This is a genomic window from Streptomyces sp. NBC_00236, from assembly GCF_036195045.1.
Taxonomy (GTDB): domain Bacteria; phylum Actinomycetota; class Actinomycetes; order Streptomycetales; family Streptomycetaceae; genus Streptomyces.
On record NZ_CP108100.1, the window covers coordinates 6,585,999 to 6,610,580 of the forward strand.

General features: G+C 70.5%; 20 protein-coding genes. 14 read left to right on the forward strand and 6 right to left on the reverse strand.

Going from position 1 to position 24,582, the window contains the following annotated elements; all coding sequences use genetic code 11:
• Positions 1-8: 8 nt before the first annotated feature.
• A complete protein-coding gene (locus tag OG446_RS29445) occupies positions 9-1,538 on the reverse strand; it encodes a glycoside hydrolase family 43 protein (protein WP_328896838.1) in 1,530 nt (509 codons plus the stop codon).
• A gap of 399 nt (positions 1,539-1,937) precedes the next feature.
• Between OG446_RS29445 and OG446_RS29450 the strand changes: the two genes are divergently transcribed.
• From OG446_RS29450 to OG446_RS29460, 3 genes are all read left to right on the forward strand, one after another.
• On the forward strand, positions 1,938-3,344 hold the full coding sequence (locus OG446_RS29450; RefSeq protein ID WP_443050239.1) for a lipase family protein: 1,407 nt from the start codon (positions 1,938-1,940) through the stop codon (positions 3,342-3,344).
• A 122-nt stretch (positions 3,345-3,466) separates the two neighbouring features.
• A complete protein-coding gene (locus tag OG446_RS29455; RefSeq protein WP_328896839.1) occupies positions 3,467-4,108 on the forward strand; it encodes a CatB-related O-acetyltransferase in 642 nt (213 codons plus the stop codon).
• Positions 4,109-4,337: 229 nt separating this feature from the next.
• Positions 4,338-5,513 carry a macrolide family glycosyltransferase gene (locus OG446_RS29460; protein ID WP_328896840.1) on the forward strand — a complete coding sequence of 392 codons (1,176 nt, stop codon included), beginning with the start codon at positions 4,338-4,340 and terminating at the stop codon, positions 5,511-5,513.
• An 82-nt stretch (positions 5,514-5,595) separates the two neighbouring features.
• On the opposite strand, the gene OG446_RS29465 is transcribed toward OG446_RS29460, so the two are convergent.
• The gene (locus OG446_RS29465) at positions 5,596-6,558 is read right to left on the reverse strand and encodes an electron transfer flavoprotein subunit alpha/FixB family protein (RefSeq protein ID WP_328896841.1); all 963 of its coding nucleotides are present in this window, start codon (positions 6,556-6,558) and stop codon (positions 5,596-5,598) included.
• Between the two features lie 57 nt (positions 6,559-6,615).
• On the reverse strand, positions 6,616-7,401 hold the full coding sequence (locus tag OG446_RS29470; protein WP_328896842.1) for an electron transfer flavoprotein subunit beta/FixA family protein: 786 nt from the start codon (positions 7,399-7,401) through the stop codon (positions 6,616-6,618).
• A gap of 110 nt (positions 7,402-7,511) precedes the next feature.
• Here OG446_RS29470 and OG446_RS29475 point away from each other — a divergent pair, with 110 nt between their 5' ends.
• Together OG446_RS29475 and OG446_RS29480 are read left to right on the forward strand one after the other, a co-directional pair.
• On the forward strand, positions 7,512-8,234 hold the full coding sequence (locus tag OG446_RS29475; protein WP_328896843.1) for a TetR family transcriptional regulator: 723 nt from the start codon (positions 7,512-7,514) through the stop codon (positions 8,232-8,234).
• Between the two features lie 125 nt (positions 8,235-8,359).
• Positions 8,360-8,764: a Zn-ribbon domain-containing OB-fold protein gene (locus tag OG446_RS29480; RefSeq protein ID WP_389262322.1), complete on the forward strand. Its 405-nt coding sequence runs from the start codon at positions 8,360-8,362 to the stop codon at positions 8,762-8,764.
• Positions 8,765-8,774: 10 nt separating this feature from the next.
• Here the strand turns inward: OG446_RS29480 and OG446_RS29485 are convergent, their stop codons facing one another.
• Positions 8,775-9,410 (reverse strand): response regulator transcription factor, encoded by a 636-nt coding sequence (locus OG446_RS29485; RefSeq protein WP_328898449.1) that lies wholly within the window; start codon positions 9,408-9,410, stop codon positions 8,775-8,777.
• Positions 9,411-10,067: 657 nt separating this feature from the next.
• On the opposite strand from OG446_RS29485, the gene OG446_RS29490 reads away from it, so the two are divergent.
• Positions 10,068-12,803 (forward strand): cellulose binding domain-containing protein, encoded by a 2,736-nt coding sequence (locus OG446_RS29490; protein WP_389262328.1) that lies wholly within the window; start codon positions 10,068-10,070, stop codon positions 12,801-12,803.
• 138 nt (positions 12,804-12,941) lie between these two features.
• Entirely contained in the window at positions 12,942-13,490 is a 549-nt protein-coding gene (locus OG446_RS29495) for a hypothetical protein (protein ID WP_328896844.1), read from the forward strand.
• A gap of 93 nt (positions 13,491-13,583) precedes the next feature.
• Here the strand turns inward: OG446_RS29495 and OG446_RS29500 are convergent, their stop codons facing one another.
• Both OG446_RS29500 and OG446_RS29505 read right to left on the reverse strand, forming a co-directional pair.
• Positions 13,584-14,510 carry an acyl-CoA thioester hydrolase/BAAT C-terminal domain-containing protein gene (locus tag OG446_RS29500; RefSeq protein ID WP_328896845.1) on the reverse strand — a complete coding sequence of 309 codons (927 nt, stop codon included), beginning with the start codon at positions 14,508-14,510 and terminating at the stop codon, positions 13,584-13,586.
• Positions 14,511-14,529: 19 nt separating this feature from the next.
• A complete protein-coding gene (locus OG446_RS29505; protein ID WP_328896846.1) occupies positions 14,530-15,414 on the reverse strand; it encodes an SIS domain-containing protein in 885 nt (294 codons plus the stop codon).
• Between the two features lie 185 nt (positions 15,415-15,599).
• On the opposite strand from OG446_RS29505, the gene OG446_RS29510 reads away from it, so the two are divergent.
• The 7 genes from OG446_RS29510 to OG446_RS29540 all read left to right on the forward strand — a co-directional run bounded on the left by OG446_RS29510 (position 15,600) and on the right by OG446_RS29540 (position 24,443).
• A complete protein-coding gene (locus tag OG446_RS29510; RefSeq protein WP_328896847.1) occupies positions 15,600-16,400 on the forward strand; it encodes a DeoR/GlpR family DNA-binding transcription regulator in 801 nt (266 codons plus the stop codon).
• Between the two features lie 450 nt (positions 16,401-16,850).
• A complete protein-coding gene (locus tag OG446_RS29515; RefSeq protein WP_389262331.1) occupies positions 16,851-17,861 on the forward strand; it encodes an ABC transporter permease in 1,011 nt (336 codons plus the stop codon).
• The gene (locus tag OG446_RS29520) at positions 17,858-18,817 is read left to right on the forward strand and encodes a carbohydrate ABC transporter permease (RefSeq protein ID WP_328896848.1); all 960 of its coding nucleotides are present in this window, start codon (positions 17,858-17,860) and stop codon (positions 18,815-18,817) included. Before OG446_RS29515 ends, OG446_RS29520 begins: the two co-directional genes overlap by 4 nt.
• A gap of 52 nt (positions 18,818-18,869) precedes the next feature.
• A complete protein-coding gene (locus tag OG446_RS29525) occupies positions 18,870-20,510 on the forward strand; it encodes a hypothetical protein (RefSeq protein ID WP_328896849.1) in 1,641 nt (546 codons plus the stop codon).
• Positions 20,511-20,550: 40 nt separating this feature from the next.
• Positions 20,551-21,726 carry a Gfo/Idh/MocA family protein gene (locus tag OG446_RS29530; protein WP_328896850.1) on the forward strand — a complete coding sequence of 392 codons (1,176 nt, stop codon included), beginning with the start codon at positions 20,551-20,553 and terminating at the stop codon, positions 21,724-21,726.
• Between the two features lie 128 nt (positions 21,727-21,854).
• Complete coding sequence (locus OG446_RS29535; RefSeq protein ID WP_328896851.1) at positions 21,855-23,048, forward strand: ricin-type beta-trefoil lectin domain protein; 1,194 nt, start codon at positions 21,855-21,857, stop codon at positions 23,046-23,048.
• Between the two features lie 393 nt (positions 23,049-23,441).
• Positions 23,442-24,443: an MBL fold metallo-hydrolase gene (locus OG446_RS29540; RefSeq protein WP_328896852.1), complete on the forward strand. Its 1,002-nt coding sequence runs from the start codon at positions 23,442-23,444 to the stop codon at positions 24,441-24,443.
• Positions 24,444-24,582 lie beyond the last annotated feature (139 nt).

Sequence of the window (24,582 nt, forward strand, 5' to 3'; positions counted from 1 at the left end):
CCCCGGCGTCAGGCCGGGCGCAGGCCGAACCAGTCGAAGGCCGCGCTGCCACGGGTCGCGTACATGCCGACGACCCGGCCGGTGAAGCCCCCGGCCACCTCCGTGGTGAGGTAGCGGCCGTCGAGTGCGGCCAGGATCTCGAAGTCGCCCCCGTCCGTCTCGTAGCCCAGGTGGAGGGTGTCGGGTCCGCCGATCCGGAGGCCGGGCCTGGCCGCCGCCTGCGGGTCCGTGACGGACGGGGGCAGGGTCACGTCGGTGGTGACGTCGATCCGCAGGGTCAACGGGCCCGGCTCCACCGTGCGTTCAGCCACGCTGTGGCACAGCGGGCCGATCCTGGCGACGACGTGGACCGTCCCGGCGCCGTCCGTCTCCACCCGGTAGTGGTGCGCCTCGTCGAGCCGGACGACGAGCCCGCCCAGGCCTCCCGGCGCGACGTCGATCCGCGTACGGGCGGTGCAGTCGGGGTCCTGCTGGCGCCGCCCCACGACGAGCGCGCCCGGCGCGTCGAGGCTGTCCGCGCGGGCGTGCAGCACCAGGTGCCCCGGTCGCTCGTCCAGGCGGACGGCGGCCGGGTCGTGCCGCCTCGGCGACACCCAGCGCGGTGCGAGCGCGGGGGAGTCGAAGTCGTCCCGCTCCGTCTCCTCCGGCCACGGGTGCGGCGACAGGGCCGGGGCCTCGGCCCGCAGCTCCACCGGGCCGGGCAGCGGCCAACCGTCCTCCCAGCGGACCGGCGCCAGGAACGTCTCCCGGCCCAGGCCGTGGTACTTCGGGGTGTCCCCGCGGGGCCGGGTGCCCAGCAGCACCATCCACCAGCTGTCGTCCTGCGCCTGTACGAGGTCTCCGTGGCCGATGTTCTGCACGGGGTGACCGGTGCTGCGGTGGGAGAGCACGGGGTTGTCCGGGTGCGGTTCGAAGGGCCCCGGCAGACTGCGGGCCCGGGCCACCGACATCGCATGGCCGCGCTCGGTGCCGCCCTCCGACAGCAGCAGGTACCACCAGTCGCCGATCCGGTACAGATGCGGTCCTTCGGGGTACTGCAGTCCGGTCCCGGACCACAGTGCCACCGGCTCACCCAGTGCCCGGCCCGTCTCCGGATCGATGCGCACCGCGCGGATCCCGTCGTCCGAGTACACGCACCAGCAGGTGCCGTCCTCGTCCCAGGCCAGGTCGGGGTCGATGCCGGGTATGCCGACCGGTACCGGGTCCGACCAGGGGCCCGCGGGGTCCTTCGCGGTCACCAGGACGGTGCCGGCGTCGCCGACCACGGTCGTGATCATCCAGAACAGTCCGTCGTGGTGCCGCAGGGTGGGCGCGTACACACCGCACGAGGCCGGAACCGACTCCGGCAGCTCCAACTGGCCGGGCCGGTCCAGCGCGTGGCCGATCAGCCGCCAGTTCACCAGGTCGCGGCTGTGCCACAGGGGCACCCCCGGCACGTACTCGAAGCTGGACGTCGCCACGTAGTAGTCGTCGCCCACCCGGCAGATGCTCGGGTCCGGACTGAAGCCGGGTATCACGGGGTTGTCGAAGAGTGCCATGTTCGTCCCAGGGGTGTGGATGGCCGGGTGGCGGAAGAGCTGCCCGCCGCACCGCCACGATCGTCGAAGCGCTTCGAAAGTGGCACGGAGGCACGGTGGTGTCAACGGCGGTGCGGTGGGGGCCGTGTCGGTCGGCCCTCACGCCGCGTTGACGGAACGACTGATGCCAGGGCCGCCGGTGTGCGGCGGTCTGCTCGCGGCGGGGTGGGGTGCGCCGCTCTTCTCTCGCGTGCACAGGCGGCGAGGGTCGCCCCTCTCGTCCTGGGGCGTAGTGCGCCGCGGCCGTCGGCTGCGCCGATCCGACAGTTACCATCGCGTAACTTACTGACGGGTTACCTTCGGTAAGTGCCGCTGCTAGCTTGCGATCACCTGCATTCCGAGCAGAGCGAGGAGTGAGCTGTGAGCCGCAAGAGCACCCGTTCGCTTTCCCCCTTCCCCACGTCGTCCCCCATGGTTTCCCCCGCCCGCGGGCCACGCCCCGGACACATGCGTGCGGTGGCCGTCGCCGTGACGGCCGCGGCCTGCGTGGCGGCGTACGCCGCACCCGCGTCCGCCACCGACGGGCCGCAGCCCGTCGTCTCCCGCGGGGTCACCATCCCCGCCTTCTACAACCCTCCGGCCGAACTGCCCTCCGCCAACGGCGCGGTGATCCGCCACGAGCCGCTGCCGCTCGGGCTGAGCCTGCCCGGTCTGGACGGCCGCCCGATGCCGGGCACCGCGACCCGGCTGATGTACCGCTCGACCGACTCGGGCGGACAGGCCGTCGCGGTGACCGGCGCCTACATCGAACCGTCCGCCGGCTGGAAGGGCTCCGGCCCGCGTCCGCTGGTGGCGCTGGCCTCGGGAACCGTGGGCCAGGGCGACCAGTGCGCACCCTCCCTGAGCCTCCAGCACCCGCTGGCCCTGACCCCCGAGACCGTGTCGGTCGGCTACGAGACCCTGGCGATCTACCGACTGCTCTCCGCGGGCGTCGCCGTCGTGGTCACCGACTACGTCGGCCTCGGCGCGACGGACCGGCTCCATACCTACGTCAACCGGCTCGACCAGGGCCACGCCCTGCTGGACGCGGTCCGGGCCGCGCACCAACTGCCCGGCACCTCGATCACGCCCGACTCGCGCACCGGTCTGTACGGCTACAGCCAGGGCGGCGGAGCCAGCGCGTCGGCGGCCGAACTCCAGTCGTCCTACGCACCCGACGTCAAGCTCGCCGGCACCTACGCCGGTGCGCCGCCCGCCGACCTGACCGCGACCATGAAGGGTATCGACGGCAGCGCCCTCGCCGGCGCCCTGGCCTGGTCGATCAACGGCTTCGCCCAGTCCGACGCCGATCTGAAGGACGTCGTCGAGGCCAACGTCAACGACGCCGGCCGGGCCGCGCTGAAGGACGCCTCCACGATGTGCGTCGGCGACGCGATCTTCGGCTACGGCTTCACCAAGAGCAGCAAATGGACCACCAGCGGCAAGTCCCTCGGTGACATCATCGCCGCCGAGCCCAAGGCGCAGGCCGCCCTCGACCGGCAGCGCATCGGCACGCTGAAGCCCACCGGCCCGGTGCGCCTGGCCACCGGTGTGCAGGACGACATCGTGCCCCACGCCCAGGCGCGCCAACTCGCCGTGGACTGGTGCCGCAAGGGCGCCGACGTCACCTACGACGCCGTCGTCCTGCCGAACCTCGGCGACAAGCTCCTCACCAACCACCTGGTCCCGCTGATCACCGACCAGGGCGATGCGATCTCCTGGATGACCGACCGGCTCTCGGGCAAGGGGACATCGTCCAACTGCTGGACGATGCCCCTCCAGCCCTGACCTGCGGCGCCCCGACGAGCGATCCGCCGAGGAGAGCCGATGCGGTAAACCGCTGTCACTGCGGGGCGGTGGGCGCGATCATGGACCGGTCCTGCCCGCCGCCCCGTGAGGAACCGCACGCCATGCCCGTACCGGCCGACCCGACCGTTCTCCACCCGATGCCCGGCCAGCCGCGGGTCGTGCAGCTCAGACCTCTGGTGAAGTCCCCGCTGATCGAGGTCGGGGAGTACTCCTACTACGACGACCCGGACGACGCGACGCTGTTCGAGACGCGGAACGTGCTCTACCACTACGGACCGGAGAAGCTGGTCATCGGCCGGTTCTGCGCCCTGGGCACGGGGGTGCGGTTCATCATGAACGGCGCCAACCACCGCATGGACGGCCCCTCCACCTTCCCGTTCCCGACGATGGGCGGATCGTGGGCGGACCACTTCGACCTGCTCGCCGGACTGCCGAACCGCGGGGACACCGTCGTCGGCCACGACGTCTGGTTCGGCCACAGCGCGACCGTCATGCCCGGGGTACGGATCGGGAACGGCGCCATCATCGGAGCCGGCTCCGTCGTCACCAAGGACGTACCCGACTACGGCATCGTGGGCGGCAACCCGGCCCGTCTCATCCGCACCCGCTACGACGACCGGGACATCGCCCGGCTGCTCGCCCTGGCCTGGTGGGACTGGCCGGCCGAACACATCACCACCCATGTGCGCACGATCATGTCGGGCACCGTCGACGCGCTCGAAGCCGCCGCGCCGCCCGCGTGACGGCGGCTCCGCCGGGGCCCACCGCAATTCATGTGCGGCGGGCCCGGGCACCGGCTATCGTCTCCGGCATGTTCTTCCGACAGCTCTACGGCTGACGCGGGACGGGGCAGCGCCCCGCCTCCGTCCGGTACACCCAGTGCACGCCCACGACCCGGACCCCGGGCCGCAGTGGCCGACGCACGGGTTCGCCGTGTCCTTCTCGCCGCAGACCTGAATCGAGTGATCTTCCATGTCACGTCGCCGTGCCCACATCGCCATGGTCGGCATCCCCGCCGTCAGCCACGTCCTGCCGAGTATCGAGGTCATCCGTGAACTGGTGGCCCGCGGCCACCGGGTGACGTACGCCAACGACCCGGCGGTGGCCGACCGGATCGAGGCCACCGGTGCCGAGCTCGTCCCCTTCCGCTCCACCCTGCCGGTCGCCGACAACGACTGGCCCGCCGACGCCATCGGCGCGATGGGCCTCTTCCTCGACGACGCCGTCCAGGTGCTCCCGCAGCTGAGGGCCTTCTACGACGACGACCCGGCGGACCTGTACCTGTACGACATCGGGGCGTACGCGGCGCGTGCGCTGGCCGAGTCGCAGAAGCGCCCGCTGATGCAGCTGTCCCCGGCCATGGTCGCCTGGGAGGGATACGAACAGGACGTGGCGGCTCACCTGTGGGAGCTGCCCGGAGCCGACGCGTACCGGGCGAGGTTCACCGGATGGCTCGCCGGCTGCGGCGCGTCCACCACCGACATGGACGTCTTCGCCGGGCGTCCCGAGCACACCCTCGCCCTCATCCCCCGGGCGATGCAGCCGCACGGCGAGGACGTCGACACGGACACCGTGACGTTCGTCGGGCCCTGCTTCGGCGGACGCGGTGCCGAGCAGAGCTGGACCCGCCCCGCGGACGCGGAGCGCGTGCTGCTGGTCTCGCTGGGTTCGGCGTACACCGACCGGCCCGAGTTCTACCGCCAGTGCCTGGCCGCGTACGGCGACCTGCCCGGCTGGCACGTCGTCCTCCAGATCGGCCGGCACACCGACCGGGCGGAACTGGGCACCATCCCGGACAACGTCGAAGTGCACTCCTGGGTACCGCAGTTCGCGATCCTGGAACAGGCGGACGCCTTCGTCACCCACGCCGGCATGGGCGGTAGCGCCGAAGGGCTGTACACCGGGGTGCCGATGATCGCCGTCCCGCAGGGCGCCGACCAGTTCATGAACGCCGACCGGCTCGTGGAACTGGGCGTGGCCCGCCGCATCGACACGGCGGACGCCACCGCCGAGGCGCTCCGTACGGCACTGGCCGAACTCGTCGCCGACCCCGAGGTCGCCGGCCGCTCGGCACGGCTGCGGGCCGAGGCCCGGGCCGAGGGCGGCACCCCGCGGGCCGCCGACCTCATCGAGGAAATGCTCGGCTGACCGAGATCGGGAACGGCCCGGGGCCGCGCGGTGGGTCTCACCGTGCGGCCCCGGGCCGTTGTCCGTGTGTGCCGGTCGAGGGTCAGCCCTTGCGGGCGGTGATCTCGTCGGTGAGCTGGGGGACGACGTTGAAGAGGTCGCCGACGACGCCGTAGTCGACGAGGTCGAAGATCGGGGCCTCGGCGTCCTTGTTGACCGCGACGATCGTCTTCGAGGTCTGCATGCCCGCGCGGTGCTGGATCGCGCCGGAGATGCCCGAGGCGATGTAGAGCTGCGGCGAGACGGACTTGCCGGTCTGGCCGACCTGGTTGGTGTGCGGGTACCAGCCGGCGTCGACCGCGGCGCGGGAGGCGCCGACGGCCGCACCGAGGGAGTCGGCGAGGGCCTCGATGATCGCGAAGTTCTCCGCGCCGTTGACGCCACGGCCGCCCGAGACCACGATCGCGGCCTCCGTCAGCTCGGGGCGGCCCGTCGACTCACGCGGGGTACGGGAGACGACCTTCGTGCCGGTGGCCAGGGCGGAGAACCCCACCGCCAGCTCCTGGACCTCACCCGCACCCGCGACCGGCTCCACCGGCGCCGAGTTCGGCTTCACCGTGATCACCGGAACACCGCGCGAGACACGGGACTTCGTCGTGAACGACGCCGCGAACGCCGACTGCGTCGCCACCGGCCCCTGCTCACCGGCCTCCAGGTCCACCGCGTCGGTGATGACTCCCGATCCGATCCGCACCGCGAGGCGGGCAGCGATCTCCTTGCCCTCCGCCGACGACGGCACCAGCACCGCCACCGGCGACACCGCGTCGAACGCGGCCTGCAGCGCATCCACCTTCGGTACCACGAGATAGTCGGCATACTCCGACGCCTCGGACACCAGCACCTTCACCGCACCGTGCTCGGCCAGCACACCGGCCGTACCGGCCGCACCGTTGCCCAGCGCCACCGCGACCGGCTCACCGATCCGGCGGGCGAGCGTCAGCAGCTCCAGCGTGGGCTTGCGGACGGCACCGTCCACGTGGTCGACATAGACGAGAACTTCAGCCATGGGACTTCAATCTCCTGCGATTGAACGAAGAAACAACGAAGGGAACGTGCGTGCGGCTCAGATGAACTTCTGGCCGGCCAGGAACTCGGCCAGAGCCTCGCCGCCCTCGCCCTCGTCCTTGACGATCGTGCCCGCGGTACGGGCCGGACGTGCGGCCGCGGAGTCGACCGCGGTCCAGGAACCGCCCAGACCCACCTCGTCCGCGTCGATGCCCAGATCATCCAGATCCAGCGATTCGACCGGCTTCTTCTTCGCCGCCATGATCCCCTTGAACGACGGGTAGCGGGCCTCACCGGACTGGTCGGTCACCGACACCACCGCCGGCAGCGACGCCTCCAGCTGCTCGGACGCCGTGTCACCGTCCCGGCGGCCGCGCACGACACCGCCCTCCACGGAGACCTCGGACAGCAGCGTCACCTGCGGCACACCCAGCCGCTCGGCCAGCAGCGCCGGAACCACACCCATCGTGCCGTCCGTCGACGCCATCCCCGAGATCACCAGGTCGTAACCCGTCTTCTCGACCGCCTTCGCCAGCACCAACGACGTACCGATCGCGTCCGTACCGTGCAGATCGTCGTCCTCGACGTGAACAGCCTTGTCCGCACCCATCGACAACGCCTTGCGCAACGCGTCCTTGGCATCCTCCGGACCCACCGTCAACACGGTGACCTCCGCATCGTCCGCCGCGTCCGCGATCTGCAACGCCTGCTCGACCGCGTACTCATCCAGCTCCGACAGCAGACCGTCGACATCCTCACGATCCAACGTCAGGTCATCGGCGAAATGCCGGTCACCGGTCGCGTCGGGCACGTACTTCACACAGACAACGATCCTCAAGCTCACGCCGGCTCTCCCTGTACTTCGTGGTGTCTCCGAGACGATCCTATGGCACCCCGTACCCTTCGTAAAGGTACTCAGTGTCGGATGTGCGTTTCCGATGCTACGTTTCCGGCATGACCGATGACCGCGGGCCGGCCAAGAAGCCCCCCATGCGTGACGTGCTCGCCGAGGCGGCCTTCGCGCTCTTCATGGAGCGCGGGTTCGAGCGGACCACGGTGGACGACATCGTCGCCAGCGCGGGAGTCGGGCGCCGGTCGTTCTTCCGCTACTTCCCCTCGAAGGAGGACGCGGTCTTCCCCGACCACGAGCGGTGCCTCGCGGACATGACCGCGTTCCTGGAGGCCGCCGGGGAGGGCGATCCGGTGGAGGCGGTGTGCGACGCGGCCCGGCTGGTCCTGCGGATGTACGCGGAGAAGCCGGAGTTCTCCGTGCAGCGCTACGGGCTCACCCGGGAGGTGCCCGGTCTGCGTACCTACGAGCTCTCCGTCGTGCGCCGCTACGAGCGGACCATGGCCGGGTACCTGGAGCGCCGGTGGGCCGGCGCCCCCGACGCCGCCCTGCGTGCGGAGGTGATCGCCGCTTCGGTGGTCGCGGCGCACAACAACGGGCTGCGGTCCTGGCTGCGTTCGGGTGGCCGGGGCGATGCCGGCGCCGAGGTCGACCGGGGGCTCGAACTCGTCCGCGCCGTGTGGGGACCGGCCGCCGAGCGGCCCCCCGTGCCGGCCGCCGAGGACGAGGTGATCGTGATGATCGCGCCGAAGGGCGCCCCGATGTGGCGCGTCGTGCAGCGCGTCGAAGCGGTTCTCGACGAGGAACGCGGCACCACTGAGAGGTAGTTCACTCGACGGTTCGCCATCCTTCGGCACTCAGTACCTTTACTTCGTGGAACTAAGTGCCATACGGTGCCGGTGTGCCGTCGCCGGAGGTGCGGCGCACCCAGCCGAGCGCGGGAGGCCGAGACGTGTTCATCACCGGAATCGACGTGGAGCCCACTGCTCGCGACGCAGTGGAGCCGTGCAGCACGGAGGGTCTGGTCTACCAGGTGTGCCGATGGTGCGGCACCGCATCCTTCCGCAAACTCCTGTGCCCCGTATGCGCGTCGAGCGACCTGGAGTCGGAGCAGAGCGACGGACACGGCGTCGTCGTGCGATCAAGCGTCGTGAACCGCTACTCCCGGGTCATGCGCAACGAGTCCCTGGTCCGTTTCCCCGAAGGCTTCGTGTACCGCTGCCGCATCGTGGGCGCGGCTCCCCATCTGGTGAGCGTCGGCGACCGGGTCCGGCCCGTCGGCGGGAAGACCTCCGAATCGGGCGAAGTGGTACTCGAACTGTGCGACCCGCCCGGAATGGCCGACTGGTGCGCGTGAGCCGGCGCAGTCACGTCTCCAGATAGCGCAGCACGGCGAGGATCCGCCGGTTGTAGCCGGTGGTGTGCGCCAGCCCCAGCTTGTCGAAGACCGCGTTCAGGTTCTTCTCGACCGCGCTCAGCGAGATGTGCAGCTTCTGCGCGATCGCCGCGTTGGTGTGGCCCTGTGCCAGTGCCTCCAGGACGGTGCGCTCGCGCGGGGTCAGCCGCGACAGCGGGTCGCCGTGCGCACTGCGGATGACCAACTGCCGTACGACCTCCGGGTCGAAGACGGCCCCGCCCGCATGGATCCGTTCCAGCGAGTCCAGGAACTCCTCCACCTGCGCCACCCGGTCCTTGAGGAGATAGCCGACCCGCTCGGCGTTCGAGGCGAGCAACTGGGCGGCGTAGGCACGCTCCACGTACTGGGACAGGACGAGCACGCCGACGCCGGGCCACCGGCTGCGGATCTCCACCGCGGCGCGCAGCCCCTCGTCCTTGTGCGCGGGCGGCATCCGGATGTCGGTGACGACGAGGTCCGGCTCGTGGGCCGCGACCTCCGACAGCAGCGCCCCGGCGTCCCCCACCGAGGCGAGCACCTCATGGCCCTCCTCGGCGAGCAGACGGACCAGCCCTTCCCTCAGCAGGGTCGAGTCCTTGGCGAGAATGGAGATCACGCCCTGTCCCGCGGCGAAGCCGGTCAGCGGCAGAATTACCTCGCTCGGCAGCGGCGGGAAGAGGTTCTCCAGCGCGATGGCGAGGCCGGCCCCCGGCCCGCCCATGGCGTCGACGAGGTCCGCGGCCCAGCCGGCGACGCCGCCGGCTGGTTCCTGCGGCAGGGCGAGTGTCACGGGATTCATACGGGTCTCCAGACGGGACGACGGCCGAGGTGGGCCACCACGACTCCCGGGCCACGCTAGGAACCGCTGACCTGCGGCGGTATGCGGAATGCCGCCGCACGCGGTGCGGTATTCCGTACGTCCGCACTGCGGTTTCCCGCAGGGTGCGCGCCGGGGCGTGCCCCGGCGCGGCCGGGCTTCCCGGCGGACCCGTTCGCCGGACGCGCCCCCACTGCGGTGGTGCGCGGCCGATGGGGCGTCCGTCTGCCCGGACCGGCCACCACCGCTCCGGTGCTACGGGCGAATTGCCGGGCGGTGCCGCCATGGTGATGTGGGGTCCGGTCAAGTCATCCGATGAACCCTGCGTCCGACCCTTCTCCCGGCGGGCTCGCGCCGCTACCATCGGGACGCGAATGGGAGCGCTCCCACATCCATAACCGCCCCGTACCGCCGCTGTCGGCGGTCTCGTTCGGAGAGGACGTTTCCGTGCGCTCAAGCGCTAGACCCCTTGCCGCCCTCCTGGCAGCACTCACTCTTACCGCCGGGCTCTTCGCCACCGGCGCCCCGGCGTCGGCGCGAGCCAACGATGTCGTACCGGCCGCCGAAGCATCCGATGTGTCCCTGGCCGCGGACACGTACGACTGGAAGAACGTCCGCATCGACGGCGGTGGTTTCGTCCCCGGAATCGTCTTCAACCGCTCGGAGAAGAACCTCGCCTACGCCCGCACCGACATCGGCGGCGCCTACCGCTGGGACCAGGCGGGCAAGCAGTGGACCCCGCTGCTCGACTGGGTGGACTGGGACCACTGGGGCTGGACCGGTGTGGTGAGTCTCGCCTCCGACTCGGCCGACCCGGACAACGTGTACGCCGCCGTGGGCACGTACACCAACAGCTGGGACCCGAACAACGGCGCTGTCCTGCGTTCCTCGGACCGCGGCGCCAGCTGGAAGGCGGCCGAGCTCCCCTTCAAGATCGGCGGGAACATGCCGGGCCGCGGCATGGGTGAGCGCCTCGCGGTCGACCCGAACAAGAACTCCGTGCTGTACCTGGGCGCTCCCAGCGGCAACGGCCTGTGGCGGTCCACCGATTCGGGGGTGACCTGGTCGGAGGTGACGGCCTTCCCGAACCCGGGCAACTACGCCCAGGACCCGACCGACACCAGCGGATACGGCAACGACAACCAGGGCATCGTCTGGGTGACCTTCGACGAGCGCACCGGCAGCGCGGGCAGTGCGACGAAGGACATCTACGTCGGCGTCGCCGACAAGGACAACACCGTCTACCGCTCCACCGACGGCGGCGTCACCTGGTCGCGGATCGCCGGTCAGCCGACCGGATACCTGGCCCATAAGGGGGTGCTCGACTCGGCGAACGGCTATCTGTATCTGACGCTGAGTGACACCGGCGGGCCGTACGACGGCGGCAAGGGACGGATCTGGCGGTACGCCACCGCGACCGGTGCGTGGACGGACGTGAGCCCGGTCGCCGAGGCGGACACGTACTACGGATTCAGCGGACTGTCCGTGGACCGGCAGCACCCCGGCACCCTGATGGCGACGGCGTACAGCTCCTGGTGGCCGGACACCCAGATCTTCCGCTCCACCGACAGCGGGGCGACCTGGACGCAGGCCTGGGACTACAGCAGTTACCCGAACCGCACCAACCGCTTCACGCAGGACGTCTCCTCCGTGCCGTGGCTGACCTGGGGCGCCAACCCGACGCCGCCGGAGACCTCGCCCAAGCTGGGCTGGATGACGGAGGCGCTGGAGATCGACCCGTTCGACTCCAACCGGATGATGTATGGCACCGGCGCCACGATCTACGGCACCGAGAACCTCGGGAACTGGGACTCCGGCAGCCAGTTCAAGATCACCCCGATGGTGAAGGGCCTGGAGGAGACGGCCGTCAACGACCTGGCGAGCCCGCCGTCCGGTGCCCCGCTGCTCAGCGCGCTCGGCGACATCGGGGGCTTCCGGCACACCGATCTCGACACCGTGCCGGGCATGATGTTCACCTCGCCCAACCTCACCTCGACGACCAGCCTCGACTTCGCGGAGGCGAGCCCCGGCACCGTCGTACGGGTCGGTAGCGCCGACGCCGCCCCGCACATCGGCTTCTCGACGGACAACGGGTCCAACTGGTTCCAGGGTTCCGAGCCCGCCGGGGTCACCGGCGGCGGCACGGTCGCCGCGGCGGCCGACGGCAGCGGATTCGTGTGGAGCCCGGAGGGCGCGGCCGTGCACCGCACGACCGGGTACGGGAACTCCTGGTCGGCGTCCACCGGCATACCGGCCGGGGCGACCGTCGAGTCCGACCGGAAGAACCCGAAGAAGTTCTACGGGTACAAGGCCGGCACCTTCTACGTCTCGACGGACGGCGGCGCCACGTTCACCGCGAAGGCGTCGACCGGCCTGCCCACCGAGGGCAACGTCCGCTTCAGGGCCGTGCCGGGCATCGAAGGCGATGTGTGGCTGGCGGGCGGCAGCGCGACCGGGGCCTACGGGCTGTGGCACTCCACCGACTCGGGCGCGACGTTCACGAAGCTGTCCGGGATCGAGCAGGCGGACTCGGTCGGCCTCGGCAAGGCGGCCGCGGGAGCCTCGTACCAGACGCTCTTCGTGACCGCGAAGATCGACGGCGTGCGTGGCGTCTTCCGTTCCACGGACGCGGGCACGACCTGGACCCGGATCAACGACGACGCCCACCAGTGGGGTTGGATCGGGGCCTCCATCACCGGTGACCCGCGGGTCTACGGACGGGTGTACGTCTCGACCAACGGCCGCGGGATCATGTACGGCGACTCCTCGGACGGTGACGGGGGCGGCACGGACCCGGGCACGGACCCGGGCACGGACCCGGGCACGGATCCCGGAACCGACCCGGGGAACCCGCCCGGGAACGCGGCCTGTTCGGTGACGTACAAGGTCACCAACCAGTGGTCCGGCGGCTTCCAGGCCGATGTGACACTCACCAACACCGGTACCACGGCCCTGGACGGCTGGCAGCTCGGCTGGACGTTCGCGGACGGACAGAAGGTCACCCAGATGTGGAACGCGACGCCCACGCAGGACGGTGCGAAGGTGAAGGCCGCCAGCATCTCCTGGAACGGCAAGGTGGCGCCGGGGGCTTCGGTGGGCTTCGGCTTCACGGGCACCCTGACGGGCGGTAACGCCGCGCCGTCCGCGTTCGCGCTGGGCGACAAGGCCTGTTCCACCGGCTGACCGACGGGGACGGGGACGGGGACGGGGGAGGGGCGGGCCGGGCGGGCGCCCGCCCGCCCCGTGTCCTGTCCCCGGTCCCGGAGGCGTGAACGGCGTCCTCACTGGCCCCGTACAGGTTCGTCGGCCATACTGCCCGCCGTGGAGCAGCGTATAGATCCGAACACTCAGCCCGCGTACGCCGCAGGGACAGACCCGGCGTACATCCCCGGTCTCACGACGCCTCGAACCGCCGCGCAGGCGGACGAGGACCCGGAGCAGACCGAGGAGCCCGCACCCGAGGCTGCCGCGCCCGACGATGCCGTCGTGGAGGCCGCATCCGAGGACGCGGCGGACGACGGCGAGCCCGCCGCCGAGAAGGCGGCGGACGACGAGGAGGACGAGAAGAAGGACGAGGACGGGGCCGCGGACGGCCCGTCGTTCGAGGTGAGCGACCGACGCGGTTCGATCTCCGCGGACCGCGTGGGTATCCGGTTCACGCTGGACGACCAGGAGGCCGACTTCCGCTGGGACGAGATCGGCGCCGTCGAGCTGAAGCCGGCCCGGTTCGGCCGCCGGTTCACGATCACGGTCCACATGTCGACCCGGCGCTGGTTCAACGCCGAGGTCGAGGCGGCCGCCAGGAGCAGCCTCAAGGAGTGGACAGAGGGCTTCGACGCGGTCCTGGACGCCTACTTCGAGGAGTCCTGACGCCGAGGCGCCGGGAGGCCCGTGACGGGGGCTCCGAGGCCGCGGGCCGGGACGGCCGTGTCGGGGAGCCCTGAGGCCGGGGGGCCCCGATGCCTACGCAGGTGTGTCCGGTGCGGGGGAGCCGTGGGCGGGCGCCCGGGAAGCGTCCCTGCCGAGCAGCGCGTCGAGCAGGTGCGGCCAGGCGGCCGCCCCGAGCGCGGCGTCGGCGGCGGGTGAACCTCCGTACCGGAAGCGGTCGGACGGGGCCGCGGGGCCCTCGCCGGGCAGCCGGGGGCGGTGTCCCGCGTCGGCGCGGGTGATCAGGCGTACGGGGAGACCGGCCGCCCTGCGACGGGCGGCCAGTTCCCGGGCGTACCGCAGCGAGGGCCACATCAGGTCGTCGCCGCCCGCGACCAGCACGAGATCGGTGCCGGGCCCGCCGGCCGGGACCGCCGCGGCCGGGACGCGGCCGGCGGCGGACCGCCGGCTCTGCTCGTACCAGCCGAGAACCGAGACGGGTGCGCCCGCAGGCTCGGCCGGCTTCCAGGTGTCGTCGTAGGGCACGTACGGCAGCGGCGTGCCCCGCCAGGTCCAGGACGACCGTTGGGGTCGCGTGCTGCCGTCGCGGCCGGGTCCCACATTCGCCCAGGTGAGTGCGGTGGGGGAGAGTGCCACGACGGCGTCGACGCCGTCGTGGAGAGCGGCCAGGTGCAGGGCGGCCTCCGCACCCTTGGAGGTGCCCAGGACACCGATGCGCCGGGCGCCCTCCGCGCGCAGCCACTCGACCGCGGAGCCGAAGGTCTCCAGCGGGACTTCACAGATGCCCGGCGGCTGCCCCGGGCCGCCGAACCACTGGACCGACAGCGCCGCCATGCCCTCCCGGGCCAGCAGCCGGCACCGCTCGTCCTCGATCCGTCCGCTGGACCCGGCGAGGACGAGCACACCTGTGGTGCTGCCGTCCACGGGGGTGGCGAGGAAGCCCGTCCAGGCGTCCGCGCCGGTGACCGGTCCGGCCCGCACCGTGCGTTCTGCGATCTCCATGTCCCGATCGGTATCAGGCTCAGGCGTCGGCCAGGACCACCGAGCGGGTCAGGTGGCGGGGGCTGTCCGGGTCCAGACCGCGGGCGGCGGCGCGGGCGATTGCCAGGCGCTGGACGCGGACCAGTTCGGCCAGCGGGTCCAGGCCGCTCTCGACCCAGCGGGCGCCGGTGGCGAGGACCTGCTCGCGCAGCCCCTCGGGGGCGGCGCCGAACGTCCAGGTCGCGGTGCCGGTGGTGGCGATGCTGATGGGACCGTGGCGGTACTCCATCGAGGCGTACGCCTCCGTCCAGGACAGGGATGCCTCCTTCATCTTCAGCGCGGCCTCGTTGGCGAGACCGGCAGTCCAGCCGCGGCCGAGGAAGGTGAACTGGGTGCAGTCCAGCAGCCCTTCGGGCAGCGGCTCGGCCAGTGCGGTCTCCGCGTCGCGGACCACTGCGTCGGTGTGCAGACCGAGATGGGCGCGGAGCAGCGTCAGGAGGGTGGTGGCGAACCGGGTCTGCACGACGGACTGCTCGTCCGCGAAGTCGAGGACCACGACGGCGTCGGCGGCGGTCATCACCGGCGTGTCCGGGTCGGCGGTGATGGCGACCGTGGGGGTGGTCCCGCGCAGCCGGTCGAGGAGTTCGAGCACCTCCGTGGTCGTGCCGGAGCGGGTGAGGGCGACGACGCGGTCGTAGCGGCGGCGGGAGGGGAACTCCGAGGCGGCGAAGGCGTCGGACTCGCCCTGCCCGGACTCCTCACGGAGCGAGGCGTATGCCTGAGCCATGTAGAACGAGGTGCCGCAGCCGACCACGGCGATGCGCTCGCCGGGGGCGGGCAGTGCGGCGGCGTGGCTCGGAGCGAGGTCTGCGGCGCGGCGCCAGCAGTCCGGCTGACTGGCTGTCTCGGTCTCGACAAATGACACTTTTGCACTCCGTACTGGTGATTGGATGCTCGTTAACGCACGCTACCTGCGATGTGCGAGCATTATCAAGCATTCGCCTTGCAGGTGGCTTGACTCGCCGGAGCCTTGTGCGACGCTTGCGCGTGTCCGGTGATCGTGCCCAAGGGGATGGGTGCTCGCAGACCGGACCTGTAAGGAGAGTTCTCTTGTCCAGGGATGCCCGGTGGAACGCGCTGCTGGAACTGGTCGGTAAACACGGCCGGGTGGACGTCGAGGACGCCGCCAGGACGCTGGACGTCTCGGCCGCGACCATCCGCCGGGACCTGGACCAGCTGGCGGAGCAGCAGCTGCTCACCCGTACCAGGGGTGGCGCGGTCGCGCACGGCGTCAGCTACGAGCTGGCGCTGCGCTACAAGACGGGACGCAACGCCCCGGAGAAGCAGGCCATCGGCCGGGCCGTCGCCGAACTGGTCGCGGTCGGCGAGGTGGTGGGGCTGACCGGCGGCACCACCATCACGGAGGTGGCCCGGTCCCTCGCCGTGCGTTCCGACCTCGTGGGCGAAGGTGCGGGCGGCGCGTCCGGTCAGCCGACCCTGACGGTGGTCACCAACGCCCTCAACATCGCCAACGAGCTGGTGATCCGGCCGCAGATCAAGATCGTGGTGACCGGCGGTGTGGCCAGGCCCCAGTCGTACGAGCTGACGGGACCGCTGGCCAGCGGGGTGCTGGGCGAGATCACCCTGGACGTCGCGGTGCTGGGTGTCAACGCGATCGACACCGAACGCGGTGCGTACGTCCATCACGAGGGCGAGGCCAGCATCAACCGGCTGCTCGCCCAGCAGGCCCAGCGGGTGGTGGTGGCGGCCGACTCGTCGAAGATCGGCAAGCGGGCGTTCGCCCGGGTCTGCGACCTCGGACTGGTCGACTTCCTGGTCACGGACAAGGGCATCACGCCCGAGGCCGCCGCGCGCTTCACGGAGGCGGGTGTCACGGTCGTCGCCGTCTGACCCGGACCGGAACCGGCCCTGACGGGCGTACGCATGACGGCGGGCCGCCACACGAGATGTGGCGGCCCGCCGTCATGCGTACGCCCTGTGGTGCTCCGGAGTGCGGGAACGTGCATGTGTCTGGGCATCAATGATCACAATCAAGCACCGTGGATCAGCTTCTGATGGTTCCACAGGCGACGCCGTGCCTCGTCGCGGCGATTGTGTGTCTCTTGTGTGTGCATTTTGGGAGCCCGTCCCGGCTGCATGCGTGCACGCAGCGACTTTTGAATGCCAATAGATGTTCGTTACCTCTGTGAAATGAACAACTCTTGCCATGCGGGTGTGCGGTCGTGAACTATGTGGCTGTCGCCGCGAAGGAGTCGTGGCCGCCCCGTTCGCCGGGTGTGCGTCGCCTCCACGTATGCGGGACGTTCTCTTGCTCCGTCAGCCCTGGAGGTGCCTGTGACGATGGCAGATGTGCCGGTCACAGCCGTGCGGCCGCCCGTGCCGCAGCCCCGCGACCCCGACGACGCGGACCGCCCCGCCGGGAAGAAGCGCAGGAAGAACCGAATACGGCAGCCGCTCCGGTCCCGACTGAAACGGGACAGGACGCTCCTGCTCCTCTGTCTGCCGGGCGTGCTGTACTTCGCGCTCTTCTTCTACCTGCCGCTCGCGGGCAACGTCATCGCCTTCCAGGACTACCAGCCGTTCCTGGGCTTCAAGCAGAGTCCGTTCGTGGGCCTCGCGAACTTCACCGCACTGCTCGCCGAACCCGAGTTCTGGAGCGCGGTCTCCAACACGCTGCAGATCACGGCGATTCAGCTGCTCCTGTACTTCCCCGCGCCGATCGCCCTGGCCCTGCTGCTCAACTCGCTCATCAGCGAGAAGATCAAGCGGTTCATCCAGACCGTCGTGTACCTTCCGCACTTCCTGTCCTGGGTCGTCGTCGTCGCCATGTTCAAGCAGGTGCTCGGCGGCGCGGGTTCGGTCACCACGCTGCTCATGGAGCACGGCGTCAGCATCGGCAACGTGATGACGGACCCCGGCACGTTCAAGCTGCTGATCACCGCCCAGGCCATCTGGAAGGACTGCGGCTGGGGAACGATCATCTTTCTGGCGGCCATCGCCTCGATCGACATGGGCCAGTACGAGTCCGCAGCGATGGACGGCGCCGGCTGGCTCCGCAGGATCTGGCACGTCACCCTGCCGGGCATCCGGCCGGTGATCCTGATGCTGCTGATCCTGCGGCTCGGCGACATCCTCTCCGTCGGCTTCGAGCAGATCATCCTGCAGCGCGACGCCGTCGGCCCGGACGCCTCCGAAGTCATGGACACCTACGTCTACTTCCACGGCGTCGTGGACGGCGACTGGGGCATGAGCACCGCCGCCGGGCTGATGAAGGGCGTCATCGGGTTCGCGCTCATCCTCGCGGCCAACAAGCTGGCCCACCGCTTCGGCGAGCAGGGAGTGTACCGATGAGTCAGCAGTCCGCAGCGAGTCGGCCGCGCACCGCGCGGTCCGGCCCCCGGAGCGGTGCGCGCGGCCGCTCCTCCCACGGCAGGCCGCCGTGGATGGAGCGTCCCCACTGGTACGGGCAGGGCGCGAAGGCGGCGGCCCTGGCCGTCCTCACCGTGATCGTGCTCTACCCGTTCGTCCTCGCCATCGGCACCAGCCTGGCCGGCCGCGAGGAGCTCAACGCCAACGGCGGTTACGTACTGCTGCCGCACCACCCGACGCTGGAGGCGTACCGGGTCATCCTCTCCGGGGGAGTCGTCACCCAGGCGGCCCTGGTCTCCATCTGCATCACGCTGATCGGTACGGCGCTCAGCCTCGCCTGCACGGTGATGATCGCGTACGGGACCTCGCGCCCCGGCACGGTCCTCGGCAAGCCGATCCTGCTGCTGGTGCTGGGCACCTTCCTCTTCGCACCCGGCATCATCCCGACGTATCTGGCCGTCCAGCAGTTCAAGATGCTGGACACCTACGCCGCGCTGATCCTCCCCGTCCTGCTCAACGCGTTCAACATCGTGGTCGTCCGCTCCTTCTTCCAGAGCATTCCCGAGGAGCTGTACGACGCGGCGCGGATCGACGGCGCCGGTGAGGTCACCGTCCTCTTCCGGATCGTCCTCCCGCTGTCCAAGGCGGTCCTCGCCGTGGTCGGCCTGTTCTACGCGGTCGGGTACTGGAACAGCTTCTTCAACGCGGTGCTGTATCTCAGCGACTCCGGCAAGTTCCCCATCCAGGTGATCCTGCGCAGTTACGTGCTCAACGGGCAGAGCATCAACGCGTCGGCCATGGGTGTACACGCGGTGCCGCCCGCGACCTCACTGCAGATGGCCGTGCTGATCATCGCCATCGTGCCCATCTTCTGTGTCTACCCCTTCCTGCAGAAGTTCTTCGTCAAGGGCGTTCTCACCGGGGCGATCAAGGGCTGATCCGTCCGCCCACCCCCATCGCCCCCGCAGGCCCCTCACTTCTAGGAGCACCATGTCGACCAACTTGTCCCGGCGCGGATTCATGGGCGCCGCAGGGATCGCCGGCCTGACCGTGGCCGGTCTGTCCGCGCTGAGCGCCTGCGGCAGCGGCGCGACGGTCAGCAAGGGCGGCGCCAAGGCGTCGGCCGAGCTCAAGCTGCCGACGTACGTGGCCGCGCAGACCGCCCCGGCGGATCTGGCGGGCAACGCCGCCGGTCTGGACGCCACCTATCTGCGCTATCCCAAGGCGCTCACCACGTCGGTGGCGAAGGCACCCGGTGACGGCAGCCGGATCACGGCCCTCACCGAGACCTTCACGACCCCCGCCCCGCCGCAGGGCAAGAACGCGTACTGGCAGGAGCTGAACAAGCGCCTCGGGGCGCAGTTCGACATGACGATCGTCGTGGACCAGGGCGTGGACGCGTACCTCACCAAGTTCAACGCCATGATGGCCGGCGGTGACATACCCGACCTGGTCTGGTTCCCGCCGAACCAGGGCATCCAGCGCGTGCCCGAACTGCTCGACGCCAAGTTCCACGACCTCACTCCGTACCTGTCGGGTGACGCGGTGAAGGACTACCCGAACCTGGCGAACCTGCCGACCACAGCCTGGAAGACCGCCGTGATCAACGGCAGGATCCGCGGTGTCACCGTGGCGTACGGCTCCATGGGGCAGGTCTACGTCGTCAACCAGGACTTCTGGAAGCCGGTCGGCGGCGCCGAGTTCAGCAGCGCCGAGGACTTCCTCGCCAAGGGCAAGGAGCTCCTCGACGCCAAGCGCAACAAGTACGTCCTGGAGCCGGCCTACGTGAATCACGTCGGCATGTTCGGCCAGTGGTTCGGCGCCCCCCTCGGCTGGCGGCTGGAGGGCGGCAAGCTCACGCACATGTACGAGACGGAGGAGTACCAGGAGGCCCTGGCGTTCGGCGTCAAGGTGGCGAAGGCCGGTCTCTTCTGGCCGGACCCCAACCTCAGCACCACCATGGAGAAGATGGCACAGGGAAGCCTCGGCGCCTATGTGCAGTCCTTCCCCAGCTTCCTGGTGGACGCCAAGACGTACGACTTCCCGTTCGGCGTCATCGTGCCGTTCGCGGCGAGGGCGGGAGCCGAGCCGCGGTACAGCATGGGTTACGGCTCCGTCGGTTACACCGCCATCAACAAGAAGGCGGACGCCGAGCGCGTGAAGATGCTGCTGGGCGTCATGGACTACCTGGCCGCCCCCTTCGGTACCGAGGAACGCCTCTTCCTCGACAACGGCATCGAGGGCAAGCACTTCACCCGTACGGCGAAGGGCGACATCGCGCTCACGCCCAAGGGCAACTCCGAGGCGGTGACCACGGCGATGCCGCTGGCCTTCCTCGCGGCGGGACCCGAGTACGTCTACCTGCCGGGCAAGGCCGAACTGGCCGGGAAGATCCACGGCTGGCAGCAGGAACTCCTCAAGATCAGCCAGTCGAACCCGACGAGCGGGCACTTCTCCGACACCTCGACGAGCAAGAGCGCCTCGCTCACCACGGCCATGAGCGACTGCCAGCTGGACATCATGGCGGGCCGCAAGCCGCTCTCGGCCTTCAAGGAACAGCTGAGCAAGTGGCGCTCCGGCGGTGGCGACAAGATGCGTGCCGAGTTCGAGGCCTCGCTCGCCGGTAAGTAGTCTCCGCCCGCACGACCTGTACATACAGAAAGGGAGCCCCGTGTCAGACCTGCGACTCGGTGTCATCGGACTCGGCCTGCGCCGGTCCATCGCGATGTCCGCCCACCACCCCGGACAGGGCTCGGCGATCACCGCCGTCTGTGACCTCGACCCCGAGGTGCGCCGACGCGAGGCCGAGCGCTTCGGTACCGATGTCGCGGTGGAGGACTACAAACTCCTCCTCGACCGGGACGACCTCGACGGGATCGTCATCGCCACGCCGGACGACACCCACGAGGTCATCGCGATCGACGCCCTGCGCGCCGGCAAGGCGGTCTTCGTGGAGAAGCCGCTGGGGATCACCGTCGAGAGCTGCGACAACGTCCTGCGCGCCGCGTACGAGACCGGGACCCGGCTCTACGTCGGCCACAACATGCGGCACATGGGCGTCGTACGGCTGATGCGCGACATCATCGCCCGCGGCGACATCGGTGAGCCCAGGACCGTCTGGGTACGGCACTTCGTCGGCTACGGCGGCGACTACTACTTCAAGGACTGGCACGCCGACCGGACCCGGACCACCGGGCTGCTCCTCCAGAAGGCCGCGCACGACATCGACGTCCTGCACTGGCTGGCCGGCGGCTACACCCGGCGCGTCAACGCGCTGGGTGACCTGCTCGTCTACGGAGGCCTGCCGCGCCGCGAGGCGGACACCCCGCGCCCGGACAACTGGCTGCGCGAGTTCGACTGGCCGCCGACGGCCCGCAAGGACCTGCACCACATCGTCGACGTCGAGGACGTCTCGGTGATGAACATGCAGCTCGACAACGGCGTCGTCGCCGCCTACCAGCAGTGCCACTTCACCCCCGACTACTGGCGCAACTACACCGTCATCGGCACCGAGGGGCGGCTGGAGAACTTCGGCGACAGCCCCGGTGACGAGGTCAAGGTCTGGAACACAGGACCCAGCGGCTACCGCGCCGACGCCGACATCACCTACCGGGTGCCGGAGGCCGGCGGTTCGCACGGCGGCGGCGACACCCGGATCATGGAGGAGTTCTGCCGGTTCGTGCGCGACGGGGGCGTCACCGACACCTCTCCGGTCGCCGCCCGGATGAGCGTCGCGGCCGGTGTCCTCGCGACCCGCTCGCTGCGTGAGGGCGGTGCGCCGTACGACGTGCCGGCCCTTGACCCCGAGCTGGTCGCGTACTTCGAACGCGGGCAGGTCCGCGCTTAAGGATCTGACCCGGGAAGGGCCGGACAGGGCCACGGCCCTGTCCGGCGGGTTTCACCGCAACAGATGCACCGAGCCGGTGCACGCAAGCGCAACGATCCCCATTCCCCCACCAGAAGCAGGTGCAACGCATGACTCTGCGCCACTTGTTCGGCACGATCACCGCCACCGCCGCGGCAGCCGCCCTGGCCCTGCTCGGCACGGCCGCCCCCACCCAGGCCGCCGAGCCCGGTTCGGCCGCCGCGCTCGGCACGACTCCCGGCGCGTACACCAACTACTCCTTCTCCGGCGCTCCGGTACTGACCGACGTCACCTGGTCCACCACCGTCCTGCACGATCCCGGCTACCGGGCGAACGTCTTCTGGAGCCATCAGTTCGGCTTCGACAAGGGCAACGGCGCGTACTTCGGAATGCAGTCCAACGGAGGGTCGAAGCGGACGCTCCTCTTCTCCGTCTGGGACGTCTCCGAGGCCAGAGCCGGTTCGGCCGGCAGTTGGTGCCAGACCTTCGGCGGCGAGGGCGAAGGCATGAGCTGCCGGATGAACCTCGACTGGACCGCCGGCCACCGCTACACGTTCAAGGTCGCGGCCGAGGGCAGCGGCTGGTTCGGCGCCACCGTCGCGGACACCACCACGGGCGCCTCGTACAAGCTCGGCAGCATCAAGACCCCGGCCACCGCCATATCGCCCTCCGGGATGGTCGACTGGACCGAGTACTTCGAGTGGAACAACCCCCGCGCCACCTGCTACGACCAGCCGTTCAGCGACGCCCGCTTCGGCGTGCCGACCGGCAACGGCGGCACGGTCACCGGAGCGGTCGCCGCCACGTCCAGCAGCGCCAACGCCTGCGCCCCGATGACCCGGATCGATGTCGCGGCCGGCTCCACCGCGCAGAACCTTGCCGTCGGCAACTCGGTGCGCGGTGCGGTGACCGGGCCCGCCGGGAAGTGCCTGGACGCCTTCGGGGGTGTCGCGGACGGTGTGGTCGCCGACCTCTACACGTGCTCGGGCGGCGCCAACCAGGCCTGGGTGAGGGCGGCCGACGGCACGCTGAGACTTCCGTCCGACTACTGCCTCGCCGCGGAGGGCACCGGCAACGGGGCCGCGGTACGCGTGCGTGACTGTGCCGGGACCGGTGCGGGCGGGGCGGTCACCGACCCGGCCCGGCAGTGGACGTACAACGCCTCCACGCACGCGGTCGTCAACAAGGCGTCGGGGCGCTGTCTGGACGTCCCGGGAAGCGACACCACGAACGGGACCGCTCTCGGGCTCTGGGACTGCCACGGTGGTGCCAACCAGCAGTGGAACGTGCCCGCGACCTACTGATCCGCCGGGCCGGGAGCCACGGGCCCCCGGCGGGCCGCTTCCAGCGGTCCCGCGCGGGGGCTTCGGCGTACCCGAGGGCTCACCCAGGGCTTCGGTGTCCGTTTCCGACGGTCTCGCCCCTGGCCCAAGCGTCTGTTTCCAGCCATGCTCGGTGGGTAACCGGCCTCCGTCGGTTTGACGACGGTCCGACGTGCGTCGATGACGGGGTGCCCGCAGCCGGGGTATTTGCGCGGAAATTTTCCGGACGTTCCCTGCCGCGACCGCCTCGGCTGGTCTCGTACGGTCACCGGTCGGCCGTGCCCGGGGTGATCGGCAGGCGATTTCACGCCAACAACGTCTCGTTGTCGACGGGTTCGAACGCGCGGTCGGATCGGGGTCGGCATAATCGCGTCCATGTCGATCACGGGTGGAGACGTCGTTGACCTGGGCCGGGGCCTGTACGCGTGGCTCCCGCCGAAACGGGGCTGGGGGCTGGCCAACTGCGGCCTGCTCGTCTCGCCCCGTGGCGCGCTCTGGATCGACACCCCGTACGACACGGTACTGGCGGGCCAGTTCCTGGCCGAGAGCGCGAAGCTGCTGCCCGACGGTGTGTCCATCGACCGTGTGATTGTCACGCACGCCAACGGGGACCACTTCTGGGGCGCGGGGGTCCTCCCGGACGCGGAGATCATCGCGACCCGTGAGGCCCGGGAGCACATCCACTACGAGCCCACCCCGCAGCAGCAGCACGCCCTGGTCAACGGAAGCGATCCGGCCACCGCGCTGGGCGCCTACCTCGGGCGGCACTTCGGTCCCTTCGACTGGTCGCAGACCGATCCCGTCCGGCCGACGACCTACTTCACCGGGGAACTCGAACTGACCCTGGGGGAGTACCCCGTACGCATCACGTCCCTGCCGTCCGCGCACACCACGGGTGACCTCATGGTCCACCTGCCCGCGCAGGGCGTCGTGTTCAGCGGCGACATCATCTTCTCCTCGACCCCGCAGCAGCCGGGCGACCACCCGATCCACTGGGCCGGCCCGCTGAGCAATGTGATCGCGGCCTGCGAACAGGTACTGGACACCGGCGCCGAGACCGTCGTGCCGGGCCACGGACCGGTCCTGGACCGGGCGGGCGTACGCGACCACATCGTCTACCTGGAGTACGTGCGCGAGCGCGCCCACGCCTTCCACGGCGCCGGCGTACCGGCCGTGGAGGCGGCCCGCCGGGTGATCGGGGAGGGGCGTCACCCCGAACTGGGCCTGCCGGAGCGGCTGGTGGTCACGATCGGCAGCGAGTACCGGCAACTCGACGGATCCGAACTCCCCGGCGTGCTCCAGGTCATGACCGACGTCGCAGCGGTCGCGCAAGAAGTGGAGCAGGCCCGTGAGACGGCAGCAGGCGCGGCGGACTGACCGCCCGGTCCTGCGCCGCAGCGGCGGCAACGGGGCCGGCCTCCGTTTCCGCGGCTACGGAAGCGGCCTCCGGGACGGCAGCGGCGGAACCGGCGTTCGCCGCCCCGAGCCCGGGGCCGGCCACCGCCGCCCCGGGCAC